Annotated in this window: 13 protein-coding genes and 1 tRNA gene; 10 read left to right on the top strand and 4 right to left on the bottom strand. The window is 47.3% G+C overall.

The features are described from left to right. The first annotated feature begins 21 nt into the window (after nucleotides 1-21). The 6 genes from atpA to priA all read left to right on the top strand — a co-directional run bounded on the left by atpA (nucleotide 22) and on the right by priA (nucleotide 7,759). The gene (gene atpA, locus AOC32_RS00080) at nucleotides 22-1,563 is read left to right on the top strand and encodes a F0F1 ATP synthase subunit alpha (protein ID WP_108507560.1); all 1,542 of its coding nucleotides are present in this window, start codon (nucleotides 22-24) and stop codon (nucleotides 1,561-1,563) included. Between the two features lie 11 nt (nucleotides 1,564-1,574). Further along, the gene (gene atpG / locus AOC32_RS00085) at nucleotides 1,575-2,444 is read left to right on the top strand and encodes a F0F1 ATP synthase subunit gamma (RefSeq protein ID WP_108507561.1); all 870 of its coding nucleotides are present in this window, start codon (nucleotides 1,575-1,577) and stop codon (nucleotides 2,442-2,444) included. Nucleotides 2,445-2,481: 37 nt separating this feature from the next. After that, nucleotides 2,482-3,882 (top strand): F0F1 ATP synthase subunit beta, encoded by a 1,401-nt coding sequence (gene atpD, locus AOC32_RS00090; protein WP_108507562.1) that lies wholly within the window; start codon nucleotides 2,482-2,484, stop codon nucleotides 3,880-3,882. Further along, the gene (locus AOC32_RS00095) at nucleotides 3,882-4,298 is read left to right on the top strand and encodes a F0F1 ATP synthase subunit epsilon (RefSeq protein ID WP_108507563.1); all 417 of its coding nucleotides are present in this window, start codon (nucleotides 3,882-3,884) and stop codon (nucleotides 4,296-4,298) included. Before atpD ends, AOC32_RS00095 begins: the two co-directional genes overlap by 1 nt. Before the next feature lie 6 nt (nucleotides 4,299-4,304). Further along, nucleotides 4,305-5,414, top strand: a complete 1,110-nt coding sequence (hemE, locus tag AOC32_RS00100) for a uroporphyrinogen decarboxylase (RefSeq protein WP_108507564.1) — start codon at nucleotides 4,305-4,307, stop codon at nucleotides 5,412-5,414. 263 nt (nucleotides 5,415-5,677) lie between these two features. Then, nucleotides 5,678-7,759 (top strand): replication restart helicase PriA, encoded by a 2,082-nt coding sequence (gene priA / locus AOC32_RS00105; RefSeq protein ID WP_108507565.1) that lies wholly within the window; start codon nucleotides 5,678-5,680, stop codon nucleotides 7,757-7,759. Here priA and gcvH read toward each other — a convergent pair. After that, nucleotides 7,756-8,148 (bottom strand): glycine cleavage system protein GcvH, encoded by a 393-nt coding sequence (gene gcvH / locus AOC32_RS00110; RefSeq protein WP_108507566.1) that lies wholly within the window; start codon nucleotides 8,146-8,148, stop codon nucleotides 7,756-7,758. The two genes, priA and gcvH, sit on opposite strands and share 4 nt — an antisense overlap. A gap of 44 nt (nucleotides 8,149-8,192) precedes the next feature. Here gcvH and AOC32_RS00115 point away from each other — a divergent pair, with 44 nt between their 5' ends. Beyond that, nucleotides 8,193-8,837: an MBL fold metallo-hydrolase gene (locus tag AOC32_RS00115; protein ID WP_108507567.1), complete on the top strand. Its 645-nt coding sequence runs from the start codon at nucleotides 8,193-8,195 to the stop codon at nucleotides 8,835-8,837. 220 nt (nucleotides 8,838-9,057) lie between these two features. Here AOC32_RS00115 and AOC32_RS00120 read toward each other — a convergent pair whose 3' ends face one another. Beyond that, complete coding sequence (locus AOC32_RS00120; RefSeq protein ID WP_108509262.1) at nucleotides 9,058-10,092, bottom strand: fatty acid desaturase; 1,035 nt, start codon at nucleotides 10,090-10,092, stop codon at nucleotides 9,058-9,060. A 181-nt stretch (nucleotides 10,093-10,273) separates the two neighbouring features. Then, nucleotides 10,274-10,349: transfer RNA gene (locus AOC32_RS00125), tRNA-Arg, on the bottom strand. Between the two features lie 98 nt (nucleotides 10,350-10,447). Between AOC32_RS00125 and AOC32_RS00130 the strand changes: the two genes are divergently transcribed. Next, on the top strand, nucleotides 10,448-10,972 hold the full coding sequence (locus AOC32_RS00130) for a c-type cytochrome (protein ID WP_108507568.1): 525 nt from the start codon (nucleotides 10,448-10,450) through the stop codon (nucleotides 10,970-10,972). Here AOC32_RS00130 and rsmI read toward each other — a convergent pair whose 3' ends face one another. Then, nucleotides 10,973-11,869: a 16S rRNA (cytidine(1402)-2'-O)-methyltransferase gene (gene rsmI / locus AOC32_RS00135; protein ID WP_234409756.1), complete on the bottom strand. Its 897-nt coding sequence runs from the start codon at nucleotides 11,867-11,869 to the stop codon at nucleotides 10,973-10,975. 97 nt (nucleotides 11,870-11,966) lie between these two features. Between rsmI and AOC32_RS00140 the strand changes: the two genes are divergently transcribed. After that, nucleotides 11,967-12,575 carry a phosphoheptose isomerase gene (locus AOC32_RS00140; RefSeq protein ID WP_108509264.1) on the top strand — a complete coding sequence of 203 codons (609 nt, stop codon included), beginning with the start codon at nucleotides 11,967-11,969 and terminating at the stop codon, nucleotides 12,573-12,575. Nucleotide 12,576: 1 nt separating this feature from the next. Next, nucleotides 12,577-13,221, top strand: a complete 645-nt coding sequence (locus AOC32_RS00145; RefSeq protein WP_234409757.1) for a BON domain-containing protein — start codon at nucleotides 12,577-12,579, stop codon at nucleotides 13,219-13,221. Nucleotides 13,222-13,494: the final 273 nt, after the last annotated feature.

A 13,494-nucleotide genomic window follows, 5' to 3' on the forward strand; every position in this document is an offset into this window, starting at 1 on the left:
ATTTATATCTAGGAGTAATTGATGCAACTAAACCCTTCCGAGATCAGCGAACTGATCAAAAGCCGAATTAACGAATTAGGCGTTGATTCAAAGATTCGTAATGAGGGAACCGTGATTTCGGTAACCGACGGTATTTGCCGCATTTATGGTTTATCTGGGGTCATGCAGGGAGAGATGCTTGAGTTTCCTGGGGGCACCATTGGTTTGGCATTGAACCTAGAGCGCGACTCCGTCGGTGCCGTGGTATTGGGTGAATACACTCATATTAAAGAAGGCGACGCCGTCAAATGTACCGGCCGCATTCTTGAGGTTCCTGTTGGACCAGAGTTGCTCGGTCGAGTTGTTAATGCCCTCGGCCAGCCTATCGATGGCAAGGGCCCTATAAATACCAAGCTGACAGACTTTATTGAAAAAGTCGCTCCCGGCGTGATTGCGCGTCAATCGGTTAGTCAGCCGGTGCAAACTGGCCTAAAGGCGATTGATGCGATGGTGCCGATCGGTCGTGGTCAGCGTGAGCTCATTATTGGCGATCGTCAAACTGGTAAAACCGCCGTTGCTGTGGATGCCATCATCAATCAAAAGGGTAAGGGCGTTTACTGTATTTATGTTGCGATCGGTCAGAAGGCGTCGACAATTGCAAACGTGGTTCGCAAGTTGACTGAGCTTGGTGCGATGGAATACACCATCGTGGTTGCAGCAAGTGCATCAGAGTCTCCTGCGATGCAGTATTTATCGGCTTACGCTGGTTGCACCATGGGCGAGTATTTCCGTGATCGCGGCGAAGATGCCCTGATTATTTATGACGACTTAACCAAGCAGGCTGTTGCTTATCGTCAAATTTCTCTTTTGCTACGTCGTCCCCCAGGTCGCGAAGCCTACCCTGGCGATGTTTTCTATTTACACTCCCGCTTATTAGAGCGCGCGGCCCGCGTGAACGCAGATTATGTGGAGAAATTCACGAACGGTGCTGTCAAAGGAAAAACGGGATCTTTAACTGCTTTGCCAGTGATTGAGACCCAAGCTGGCGACGTATCGGCTTTCGTGCCAACCAATGTGATTTCGATTACGGACGGCCAGATCTTCCTAGAAACTGATTTGTTTAATGCAGGTATTCGTCCCGCAATTAATGCGGGTATATCCGTATCGCGCGTAGGTGGAGCGGCACAAACCAAAGTGATTAAAAAATTATCCGGCGGTATTCGTACAGACCTTGCCCAGTATCGTGAATTAGCAGCTTTTGCCCAGTTTGCCTCCGATCTTGACGAAGCAACCCGTAAGCAATTAGAGCGTGGTCGCCGAGTTACCGAATTGCTGAAGCAGCCCCAGTATTTGCCCATGCAAGTATGGCAAATGGCCGCCTCTTTGTACGCAGTAAATAACGGCTTCTTTGACGACCTAGAGATCAAACAGGTTTTGCCATTCGAAAAAGGCCTGCATGAGCATTTGAAGTCAAAGTATGCTGATTTGGTTGGCCGTATTGAGGACACCAAAGATTTGAGCAAGGACGACGAGGCTGCTCTTCGCTCTGCCATTGAAGACTTTAAACGCGCTGGCACTTTTTAAGATAGGCAATCATGGCCGGCACAAAAGAAATACGCACCAAGATCAAGAGCGTTCAAAATACGCGCAAGATCACTAAAGCGATGGAAATGGTCGCCGCTTCTAAGATGCGGCGCGCTCAAGAGCGTATGCGTTCAGCAAGACCTTACTCTGAAAAAATTCGGGCAATCACCGCTAATCTGTCAAAAGCAAATCCAGAATATCGTCCGGTATATATGGCTGTGCGCGAGATAAAGAAGGCGGGCCTGATTTTAGTAAGCACCGACAAGGGATTGTGTGGAGGTTTAAATACCAACGTCCTTCGTTTGGTCACGAATCAGATGCGCGACTTTAGCGAGAAGAATGTTTCTGTTGAGTTCACTGCAATTGGTTCGAAGGGCTTGCAGTTTTTAAATCGAACTAAGGCAAAGCTTTTGTCCCAATCAGTTTTGTTGGGCGACACCCCGCACATGGATAGCTTAATTGGGGCAATCACTGCACAACTCGATGCATTTGAGCGTGGCGAGGTGGATGCGGTGTATTTAGCCTATACCCGATTTATTAACACCATGAAACAAGAGCCTGTCTTAGAGAAGCTTTTGCCGCTCGAGGCTGATGACTTGAGCAAAGAAACAAATACGGGGCATGGCTGGGATTACATCTATGAGCCTGATGCAGAATCAGTACTGAACGGCCTTTTGAAGCGCTACATTGAGGCGCTGATTTATCAAGCGGTCGCAGAGAATATGGCGTCAGAGCAGTCAGCCAGGATGGTGGCTATGAAAGCCGCGTCTGATAACGCAAAGAATGTCATCGGTGAATTGCAACTGATTTATAACAAAACCCGTCAAGCGGCGATTACCAAGGAGCTTTCCGAGATCGTCGGCGGAGCGGCGGCGGTTTAAGTGAAGATTTTTAAAGATTAAATAGCGGAGAAATGTGATGAGCATCGGAAATATTGTTCAGTGTATTGGTGCAGTGGTGGATATTCAGTTCCCCCGAGACAAGATGCCCAATATCTATGACGCATTAACCTTGGTCGAAAGTAATGAGGCCTCATTTGCTGAAAAAGGATTGACCTTTGAGGTTCAGCAGCAAATTGGCGATGGCGTGGTTCGCGCGATTGCGATGGGCGCTAGCGATGGTTTGCGTCGTGGCATGGAGGTGAAGGCGACTGGTGCGGGAATTTCTGTGCCGGTTGGTCCCGCAACCTTAGGCCGCATCATGGATGTATTAGGTCGTCCGATCGATGACGCTGGTCCAATTGCGACCCAAGATCGCCGCTCAATTCATCAATCCGCACCAAAGTTTGATGAGTTATCACCATCGGTGGATTTGCTTGAAACCGGTATTAAGGTGATCGATCTCGTCTGCCCATTTGCTAAGGGCGGTAAGGTCGGACTCTTCGGAGGCGCGGGTGTTGGAAAAACCGTGAACATGATGGAGCTCATTAACAATATTGCGAAACAGCACTCCGGTTTGTCAGTGTTTGCGGGAGTCGGTGAGCGCACTCGTGAAGGTAACGACTTCTATCATGAAATGAAAGAGTCAAACGTGATCGATAAAGTGGCCATGGTCTTTGGTCAGATGAACGAGCCCCCAGGCAACCGTTTGCGTGTCGCGTTAACCGGCCTGACAATGGCCGAAGCATTCCGTGACGAAGGCCGCGACATTCTGTTTTTCGTTGACAACATTTACCGCTACACCCTTGCAGGTACTGAAGTATCCGCTCTATTGGGCCGTATGCCATCCGCCGTGGGATATCAGCCTACCTTGGCCGAAGAGATGGGAAAGCTTCAAGAGCGAATCACTTCGACCAAAACAGGTTCGATTACATCGATTCAGGCGGTTTATGTTCCAGCTGACGACTTAACTGATCCATCGCCGGCCACCACCTTCTTGCACTTAGATTCCACGGTCGTGTTATCTCGTGACATCGCAGCGTTGGGTATTTATCCAGCGGTTGATCCTTTGGACTCAACAAGCCGACAGCTTGACCCGCAGGTGGTGGGAACCGAGCATTATGAAGTTGCGCGAGGTGTGCAAATGACATTGCAACGTTATAAAGAATTACGAGACATCATTGCGATTTTAGGTATGGACGAGCTCTCCCCCGAGGATAAGTTAGCCGTTGCCCGTGCTCGTAAGATCCAACGTTTCTTATCTCAGCCTTTCCACGTTGCCGAAGTTTTCACTGGCTCACCTGGAAAATACGTTCCTCTAAAAGAGACAATTCGTGGCTTTAAGATGATTGTTAGTGGTGAACTTGACCATTTGCCAGAGCAGGCCTTTTATATGGTTGGTTCGATTGATGAGGCCATTGAGAAAGCGAAGAAACTCTAATGGCAACCATTCATGTTGATGTGGTGAGTGCAGAGCAGTCGATTTTTAGCGGCGAGGCTAAATTTGTAGCCCTCCCAGGCGAATCAGGCGAGCTTGGAATTCTGCATGGCCACACCCCCTTAATTACTCGCATTCGGCCTGGTTCAGTGCGGATTGAAAAGGCGGATGGCGATGAAGAGTTTGTGTTTGTTGCTGGCGGTTATTTAGAGGTTCAGCCAGATTGCGTTACGGTTTTGGCTGATACCGCAATCCGTGGCCATGATCTGGATGAGGCTAAGGCGCTTGAGGCAAAAAGGCGTGCTGAAGAAGCCATGCAAAATCGTGCCGGTGATTTTGATATTGCCTACGCCCAGTCTGAGTTTGCAATGGCCGCAGCTCAATTGGCTGCAATTGCGCGCTTGCGTCGTAAGAAGTAAGCTCAATTGTTAGCAAACGATCGCTTCCTTCGGGCCTGTTTGGGTCAAAAAACGGATCGCACACCTTTGTGGCTGATGCGTCAGGCAGGCCGATATCTACCTGAATACAATGCAACTCGTGCGAAGGCTGGTAGTTTTTTGGGCCTTGCTAAAAATCCTGGGTATGCAACAGAGGTTACCTTACAGCCATTAGACCGCTACCCCTTAGATGCGGCTATTTTGTTTTCTGATATTTTGACCATCCCTGATGCAATGGGTCTAGGTCTTCAGTTTGCTGCGGGCGAGGGCCCAAGTTTTGCCCATCCCCTGCGAACTGAGGAGGCCGTTAAAAACTTAAGGCCTGCAGACCTCCATGAACTGCAATACGTATTTGATGCGGTGGCGCAAATTCGGAAGTCGTTGATCCAAGACGGTAAGCAGCGCGTTCCTCTGATTGGATTCTCGGGTAGTCCGTGGACCTTAGCTTGTTACATGGTAGATGGCTCAGGCTCAGATGATTTTCGACACGCGAAGACCATGATGTTTAATCGCCCGGATTTGCTCAAGCATATCCTGGACATTAATGTTCAATCCGTAGCCGCCTATTTGACGGAGCAATTGCGCTCAGGGGCTCAGGCGCTGATGATTTTTGATACCTGGGGCGGGTTATTGCCCGATGGTTGGTACCAGGACATCTCATTGGCAAGTATGCGTAAGGTGATTGACCAGCTTCCTCAGGAGTTAAATGGCCAAAAAGTGCCAATCATTATTTTTACTAAGGGCGGCGGCTTATGGCTTGATGACATGGCAGAATCCGGGGCCGATGTGATTGGGCTCGATTGGACAATGTCGGTGGCTAAAGCAAGAGCTCGGCTGGTTGAAAAAAATAAATCCATTGCGATTCAAGGCAATCTTGACCCTCTGGCCTTATTTGCCAATCCAGAACAAATTGAGGTACAGACCAAGAAAATCTTGGATGGTCTTAGCAAGGCCCCTGCTTTGAAGGTGGACCTCCACCCCCTCGATGCGCACATTTTCAATTTGGGGCACGGAATCTCTCAGTTCACGAATCCAGATAGCGTTACTGTTTTAGCCAAGACCGTTATCGAGCATTCAGAATATTTGCGCAGGGCTTGATTTAGCTGTTTTGCCCCCTTGCTTTGGTAGGTTTGGGGGTAGACTTATGCACAAATGAGGCCGGCTCATTGGATTTCATGGAGATCATCAATAGACCGCATCTCATAGTTTGAGTATGCTCAATAAGTTATTGATTTAATTAAATATTCGTTAATATTCATTTGATTCAAGGAAGTTAGGATCCGCCATTACTTTTCTTGCTCTTCAGCCCAAGAAGTGGTTGTCCACAAAGTTATCCACAGACTAATCAATACACTACTTTATTGAATCAATCAGCGCCAATCATCGTTAAAGTTGTTGTCGATCGGCCCCTTCCGGAGGCCTTTGATTACCTATGGGATAAAGAAACGCTTCGCACCATACCCCGGGTCGGGATGTTGGTTGAGGTTCCTTTTGGACGAACAAATCTACCAGGTATAGTTGTTGAAGTAACTACTTACTCTCATTTAAATGAATCAAAATTAAAGAAAGTACTTCAGATTGCGCCCCTAAACCCGATCGATAGCCGCTTGATGGAATTGGCGTATTTTGCTTCCCAATATTATGTTCATGGGCTTGGCGAAACAATCTTGTCAGCGATACCGAAATGGTGGCGCACTGCGAGCAACTGGAATAAGTCACTTGATTATTTAAATCTCAAAACAAAGGATGCAACCGAATCAAAAGCCAAGGAGAAAAAACTCTCCCTTGAGGAGCTCAATGGTGATCAAAGACAAGCAATTCAGATCCTAAATGGCCACAAACCAGGCACATTTAATACATTCCTTCTCAACGGGGTGACCGGTAGTGGCAAAACAGCCGTTTATCTTACGTTTATTGAAGCCCTGCTCAAGCAAGATCCCAGCGGCCAAGTATTAATCATGCTGCCCGAAATTAATTTAACTCCGCAATTACAAAGGCGGATTCAAGAATATTTCCCCCAGGAGATTCTGGCCGTTCTTCACAGTGGATTAACGGAGAAGCAACGTGCCATTGCTTGGTATCGGGCAATGACAGGGGCTGCGCGCATTGTATTAGGAACGCGGCTATCGATCATGACCCCCTTGCCAAAATTGGCAGCGATTGTGGTTGACGAGGAAAATGACAGCTCCTTTAAGCAGCAGGAAGGTATGGCTTATTCAGCGCGCGACTTAGCCGTGTGGCGTGCAAAAAACGAAGGCCTGCCAATTGTTCTAGTTTCAGCAACGCCTTCCTCACAAACTTGGCATGCAGTGAAAGAAGGTCGGTATCAGGAAATTCAATTGGCCAATCGAGCTGGGGGGTTTCAAATGCCTAATGTCGAACTAGTGGTCCCCGACAAATCCTCGCGTTTAATTACCATCAACCCGGTGATGATCCGGGCGCTTGAACAGAATCTTCACAAAGGCCGACAGAGTCTGATATTGATTAATCGTCGCGGTATGGCGCCCGTTCTTAGTTGTTCATCGTGTGATTGGTTAAGTGAGTGTGATCATTGTTCCAGTTATATGGTGATGCATCGACAGTTAGGGCACTTTAAAACGCCCATGTTGTGTTGCCATCATTGCGGCATGGTGAAAGCCATTCCACAGGGGTGCCCAAGGTGCGGTGATGTTGATTTGCAGCCGCTCGGGAGGGGAACCCAGAAAGTCGAGGATCAGTTGCAAACACTGTTCCCACAAGTAACAGTACTACGCGTTGACGCCGATACTGCACGAACGAGTAAAAAAACCGAGGAACTGTTTCAAAAAATACATGATGGTGCAGCACAAATTATTGTTGGTACACAAATGCTAGCGAAGGGGCACGATTATCAAAATATCGGCCTAGTTTGCGTCCTGGATGCAGATGCAAGGCTGTATACCAATGACTATATGGCGCCGGAACATTTATTTGCTCAACTTGTTCAGGTAGCTGGGCGCGCTGGGCGTTTTAGTGGTGAACCTACCCAGATATTGATTGAAACCCGATATCCAGATGATCCCGTCTATCAATATATAAAAACATTTGATCTGACCGGATTCATGGAGTATTTAATGTCTACCCGTCAGGAGGCGGGCCTACCACCATTTAGTTATCAAGCTTTGGTGCATGCGGAGGCAAAGCAGAAAAAGGAAGTATTGATGTGGCTAAATCATGCAAAACAATTTTTGCAGAAAACCGCTCATTTGCAAACGGGAATCACCGTCTTTGATCCAGTGCCCAAATCAATCGCTCGACTAGGCGGATGGGAGCGATCACAATTATTAATTGAGTCACGCCACAGGGCACCGCTTCAGGCCCTACTGAATGAGCTTGAATACTATTTACGCCAACAATCGGTCGGACGAATGTCAAAAGTGGGTAAAGTGCGCTGGTCTATTGAGCGCGATCCCCTATTTATTTAGCTACTAACGCCAGACTCGTATTGACCGGCACTTTGTAATAAAGCAAGCTCGTTAACAGACAGCGCTTCATCGTTTGCCTGAATTTTAAAGAGCCAAACATCATAGGGTTGAGTGTTGATGCTTTCTGGTTTGTCTACTGCAGTGACATTAATTTCGCTAATGATCCCACTAATTGGCGCATGAATATCGCTTGCCGCTTTGAGCGATTCAATCGTAGCGCAAGCCTCGCCCTGTTTCACTAAAGACCCAAGCTCAGGAAGCTTCAGAAAAAGGATATCCCCTAAGGCCTCTTGAGCATGGTTACTAATGCCAACCCAACATTGGCCGTCATCACCACGTTTAACCCATTCATGGGTTTGTGCAAATAAAAGATCGTTTGATATATTCATTAGAATATTTTAACGACACTAATCAAGAATTTAATCATATCGACATGACCTTAAAGCTCGCAATTGTTCCTGTGACACCATTTGAGCAAAATTGCTCAATCTTGTTTTGTGAGAAGACCAAAGAAGCGGCAGTTGTCGATCCAGGTGGAGATTTAGAAAAAATTGAAGACGCCTTATCCAAGCTGAATGTCAAACTCAGCAAGGTGCTGTTAACTCATGGTCATTTGGATCATTGCGCTGGGGCAAAAGAGCTTGCTAAGAAATGGCAGGTTCCTATTGAGGGCCCCCACCCTCTTGAAAAGTTTTGGCTTGATCAGCTTCCCGAGCAAACGGTCCGTTTTGGTTTTGGAGAGGCCGAACCCTTTGAGCCAGACCGTTGGTTGCTCGATGGGGATACGGTTCATCTCGGAGAGCATGAGCTAAAGGTGTTTCATTGCCCAGGACATACGCCGGGTCATGTCGTGTTCTATGACGAGCCTACCCGCCTTGCTTTTGTTGGCGATGTCTTATTTGCTGGATCGATTGGCAGGACTGATTTTCCAAAAGGGAATCACGCAGATCTAATACATGCCATCAAAACGAAGTTATGGCCTCTAGGCAACGATGTGCATTTTGTGCCAGGCCATGGCCCGATGTCGACCTTTGGCCGCGAGAGAGAAAGTAACCCCTATGTAGGGGATAGCGCTTAGGCTTTAGCTGAACCGGTGCGGTGGGTGCGGTTGTAAAGGCAGCTTGCGCAAATCCAACGCTGTTTACGATTGCTCGTAGGAATCCAAGTGCCCCCTTCTAACCTTTTTTCCCGGCTGCATGAAGAGCAAAACTTAAGGCTAGGAGAAGTGTCTTGGGTGGGAGTTGGGGTGGTTGACGTGGTCATAACGGAATCTGATAAATCTTCTCGAAACCATTATTTTACCTCGTTTCCCCATTGTTAGAGGGGGTAAGCAGAACCCGAACGGAATCCGCAGTTTTATTGCCATCAAAATCAAGCCAAGCCTTCTCCGTAAAGTCATAGAGTTTGCAGGTCTTGGCAGTATCAAAATACCACTTCCAAGAGAACGGCTGAACAATAATTCTTTCTGGTAAAAGGGTTTCCAGTCGATTTTGAGCTGCCGGCAGGTTATAAAGGGGAACGCTCATATCGACGTGATGCGCCGTATGTTCCATGATGTGATGCATCAGGGCCCCCCAATAGAAACCAAAAGTTAGGTGAACCGTGGTTGATACAAATGGCTGCGCCCTTAACCACTCGGATTTATTGTCGTACCAACAAACTGCCGGATGGGTATGGTGTACGTAGACCACAAAGCCAATCATCCCGTTCCAGAACAAATAGGGCAGCACAAAGCCACAAAGTAAGGTGATCAGAACAGATTGCCCCGTGTTGATGGCAAAAAAGCTCAAAAGCCCAATCCAGATCAGGGCAAAGGCGCTCACTAGAAGGTTATCTTTTACAAAAATAGAACGGTCCGCAGGGCGGTATTTTTTATTGGGGAAGAACATTTTGTTCCACCAAATTTCAATCAAATAGTAGGCGATGGGGCCCCAACCACTTCGATAGTGCCGCTCCAAAAATTGTCGCCATTTGGGAAGGGCGTCATATTCTGACTTTGAAAGAGGCGCCCAAACAAAATCAAAGCCCTTGAGGTTGGTTTGTCCATGATGGACTACGTTGTGCCCAATATCCCAAAGGCTATATGGAGTAAGGGACGGCAAAAAGGCAATGCGACCAAGCACTTTGTTTAGGGTGCGATGAGCGGTAAAACTTTGGTGACAGGCATCATGACCCAAGATAAAGATTCGCCCGGTGATAAAGCCGGCAATCACGCCAAACAGAATTTTGATCAGAATATTCTCAAAGTAAACCGTTGCGGCAATGCTAAGAACCCACAAGAACGAATCTAGGATCAAAAGAGAAATGGCCCGAACCGTGTTTCCCTCGGTCATTGGGCTCAACCATGAGCGAATAACCTTGCGGTGAGGAAGGGGAAGATCTGGGCTTAAGGGTGCCGGGTTGGCTAGAGCCTGGGTGGAGTGAAGGGCGCTATTTAGCTCTGACACAATGACTTTCTAAAGATGCCCAAATCATAGCGGTTTTTTGCCATTCGGTGTTACAAATTGATGAAAATGGCGCGCCCGGCAGGAATCGAACCTGCGACCCTTGGCTTCGGAGGCCAATACTCTATCCACTGAGCTACGGGCGCATTCAAAATAAATCAGTATGTATTGTAAGTGCCTGAAACCAGGTTGCTCTCGGTATAATTCAATGCATTCTTAATTAACCACCCTTTTTCGAGCCATTATGAGTGAAGAGCACGGTAATTTAATCAAAAATACAAAGCAATTGAGCATTGCGGTCATTGCTAGTTTTTTTGTACCCCTAATCATTATTTTCCTGTTGATTGTTTATGTCAGCAGTGGAAAAAATAAAGAAAATGTGGGTTCAGAGAAAAGCACTGAGACCTTGATTAAGCCGGTTGGTAAATTGAATTTCAAGGATGCCAGCGCTCCCCGTGAAGTTCAAACGGGTGAGGCGGTTTACAAAGCAGTGTGCGCTTCTTGCCATAACTCGGGCGCTGCTGGCGCTCCAAAGTATGGCGATCCATCCACCTGGGGCGGCAGAATTGCCAAGGGCTATGATGCGCTCTATGCATCGGTTATGAAGGGTAAGGGTGCCATGCCCGCTCGTGGCGGTGCAAGTCCTGCAGATGTTAGCGATTATGAAATTGCTCGATCGGTTGTTTATTTAGCGAATTCAGCAGGTGGAAAATTTGCTGAGCCCAAAGCACCCGCTCCCGCACCGGCACCTGCAGAGCCAGCGAAGTAATTAGTCGCCCCCTTTCTTTACGGCAAGGGCAAGTTCGTAAGCCTCATTTTTTTGTAGGCCATACATCGACTGCAAAACTGCACAAAGATCTTTGCTGCTTAATTGCTTGCTGAGCAATTGGGCTAGGCGTAGAGGCGCATCGTTTTCGGTAACGATTTTGCGATCCCGGCCCTGAAGAATAAAGACAAACTCCCCCTTTAGGTGATTAGGATTTTCTAGCCAGGTTTGGATTTCGCTGGGCTTTAATGAAAAAAGACTCTCAAATTTTTTACTAAGCTCTCGTCCTATGATTAATCGTCGATCATTATTAAGAAGCTCACTCAATCGAATTAAGGTCTTGGTTAGGCGATGGGGGCTCTCGTAAAACACCGTTGGAATGGGACTTTCAATCATTAAACGAAGCGCCTCTTCCATCTCATTTTTTGAGCTAGGCAAAAAACCAAGAAACTGAAATTGCCCATGGGCTGCTAGCAGCACTTCTCCTGCAATCGAGAGCATGGTAGTCAGTGCGCTAGCACCTGGAATGGGAATGGTTCGATAGCCGTTCATTTGAACTTCGGCGACCAATCGAGCACCAGGATCGGAGACTCCTGGGGTACCGGCGTCTGATAGATAGGCCCAGCGCTCTCCCGCCTCAAGACGGGCTATTAGTTTTTTTGCTGCCTCAAGTTCGTTGTGCTCATGAATGGCCACCATTGGTTTGTTAATCCCATAATGCTTGAGAAGTAATAGGCTATGACGCTTGTCCTCACAGGCAATGCCGTCAACAAGGTTCAGTAGATGCAATGCTCTTAAAGTAATGTCCCCCAGATTTCCAATGGGGGTGGCAACGACATACAAACTGGCGCTTGGAAAGTCCTGCTTTTGCAATGCATCGAGTGATGGTATTTCCAGCATGAAGAACCCCTTTAGAATTAATTATCCCTGCAAATGAATTGAAATGAAAATCATATGGATCGGCATTGGGGGCGGCAAAACAGAGCATAATATTGTGATGAAAACAAAACCAGTCGATGAGCTAAAAGCCAGGGCAAAACAGCATTTTGTTGACAGTATTACGACAAAGCAGTTAGGGGCCGAGGCCTTACCTTCAGAAATAGCGCGCGCCATTCTTTTGATCACTCAATCGATTGAAGCGGGCGGAAAAATAATGGCCTGCGGGAATGGTGGATCCGCAGCAGACGCACAACATTTTGCAGCTGAACTAATGGGTCGTTTTGAACGAGAGCGTCGCGAGCTTGCCGCGCTCGCACTCACAACTGACTCATCGATATTGACAGCCATCGGAAATGATTACAGCTATGAGGACGTATTTAGCAAGCAGGTGCGGGGCATTGGGCGTCCAGGCGATGTATTGATTGCTATATCAACATCTGGGAACTCAAAGAATGTCATCAAGGCGATTGAAGCAGCTAAAAAGATTGGTATTCATATTGTTGCGATGACAGGCAATGGCGGGGGAAAAATTGCCGCCTTGCTAAGTGGAGAAGATGTTCATTTATGTGTTCCAGCAACTCGTACTGCGCGCATTCAAGAAACCCATTTGCTTTTATTGCACTGCCTTTGCGATGGCGTGGATCACGTTTTGTTTAGCGAGGATTGAAATGATGCGACTCGTCAAAATAGTTTTTGCGACCCTACTCGCCCTGCAGCTGTCTGCTTGCGGCGTTTTAGTCGTGGGCGGTATGGTAGGCGGGGCAACAATCTTGGCTGATCGCAGAACGCCTGCGGTTCAGGCAATTGATTTAGGAATTGAGATTGAGGCCAATAGTCAACTCTCCAGAAAGTTTGGGGATTCTGCGCACATCGTTGTCGTCTCTTTTAACCAAAAAGTTCTTCTAATCGGTGAGGCGAAAGACGAGACCATTAAAACTCAGGCAGGTAATGATGTGAAGGCGATGAAGAATGTTCGCTCTTTGTTTAATGAAATTGTGATCGGACCCAATAGCTCATTGGGTCAAAGGGCAAGTGATGCTTATTTGGCCTCAAACATCAAAACCCAACTCATTTTTAGTCCCGACGTCCCCTCAAATTCCATGAACATATCGGTTGAGAGCGGTAAAGTTTATTTAATGGGCATATTGACGCAACAAGAGGCTGACAAAGCCAAGCAAATTGTCAGCAAGGTAAGCGGTGTGAAGCAGGTGTTTGCCTTTTTTGACATTATTTCGGAGGCTGAGAAGCAGCGCCTTGAGCAAGAAGGCAAGGCAAGAACCTCGCAACCAGACACAAATCCAGCCGCAAACTAAATTCGGATGCTTTTTGATCCTAATTAATTAGTATTTACCCTAATATCTAGAGCCCCCGCTTCATATGCATTTAAAGATTTGGCCTAGGGGGCTTTCTAAGCCATTGATTTTATTGCAGCCCAAATTGATGGGGCTAATTTGGGGGTCCGGCAGCATAAAAATATTTGTAAGAAGGTGTTGACATCCCTCTAAGGGTATGTCATAGTTATGGACTTCGCTGAATTTCCATGAATTATCTCTGGGGACAGCCTTCTTTAAAAATTAGTCAACCGA

The sequence above is a fragment of the Polynucleobacter acidiphobus genome (assembly GCF_003065385.1).
GTDB lineage: Bacteria > Pseudomonadota > Gammaproteobacteria > Burkholderiales > Burkholderiaceae > Polynucleobacter > Polynucleobacter acidiphobus.

Coding starts and splice junctions, on each gene's coding strand:
- gcvH (WP_108507566.1), bottom strand. CDS start 8,148: ATGAATATATCAAACGATCTTTTATTTGCACAAACCCATGAATGGGTT.
- AOC32_RS00130 (WP_108507568.1), top strand. CDS start 10,448: ATGAGTGAAGAGCACGGTAATTTAATCAAAAATACAAAGCAATTGAGC.
- atpD (WP_108507562.1), top strand. CDS start 2,482: ATGAGCATCGGAAATATTGTTCAGTGTATTGGTGCAGTGGTGGATATT.
- rsmI (WP_234409756.1), bottom strand. CDS start 11,869: ATGCTGGAAATACCATCACTCGATGCATTGCAAAAGCAGGACTTTCCA.
- AOC32_RS00140 (WP_108509264.1), top strand. CDS start 11,967: ATGAAAACAAAACCAGTCGATGAGCTAAAAGCCAGGGCAAAACAGCAT.
- AOC32_RS00095 (WP_108507563.1), top strand. CDS start 3,882: ATGGCAACCATTCATGTTGATGTGGTGAGTGCAGAGCAGTCGATTTTT.
- AOC32_RS00115 (WP_108507567.1), top strand. CDS start 8,193: ATGACCTTAAAGCTCGCAATTGTTCCTGTGACACCATTTGAGCAAAAT.
- AOC32_RS00145 (WP_234409757.1), top strand. CDS start 12,577: ATGATGCGACTCGTCAAAATAGTTTTTGCGACCCTACTCGCCCTGCAG.
- atpA (WP_108507560.1), top strand. CDS start 22: ATGCAACTAAACCCTTCCGAGATCAGCGAACTGATCAAAAGCCGAATT.
- AOC32_RS00120 (WP_108509262.1), bottom strand. CDS start 10,092: ATGACCGAGGGAAACACGGTTCGGGCCATTTCTCTTTTGATCCTAGAT.
- atpG (WP_108507561.1), top strand. CDS start 1,575: ATGGCCGGCACAAAAGAAATACGCACCAAGATCAAGAGCGTTCAAAAT.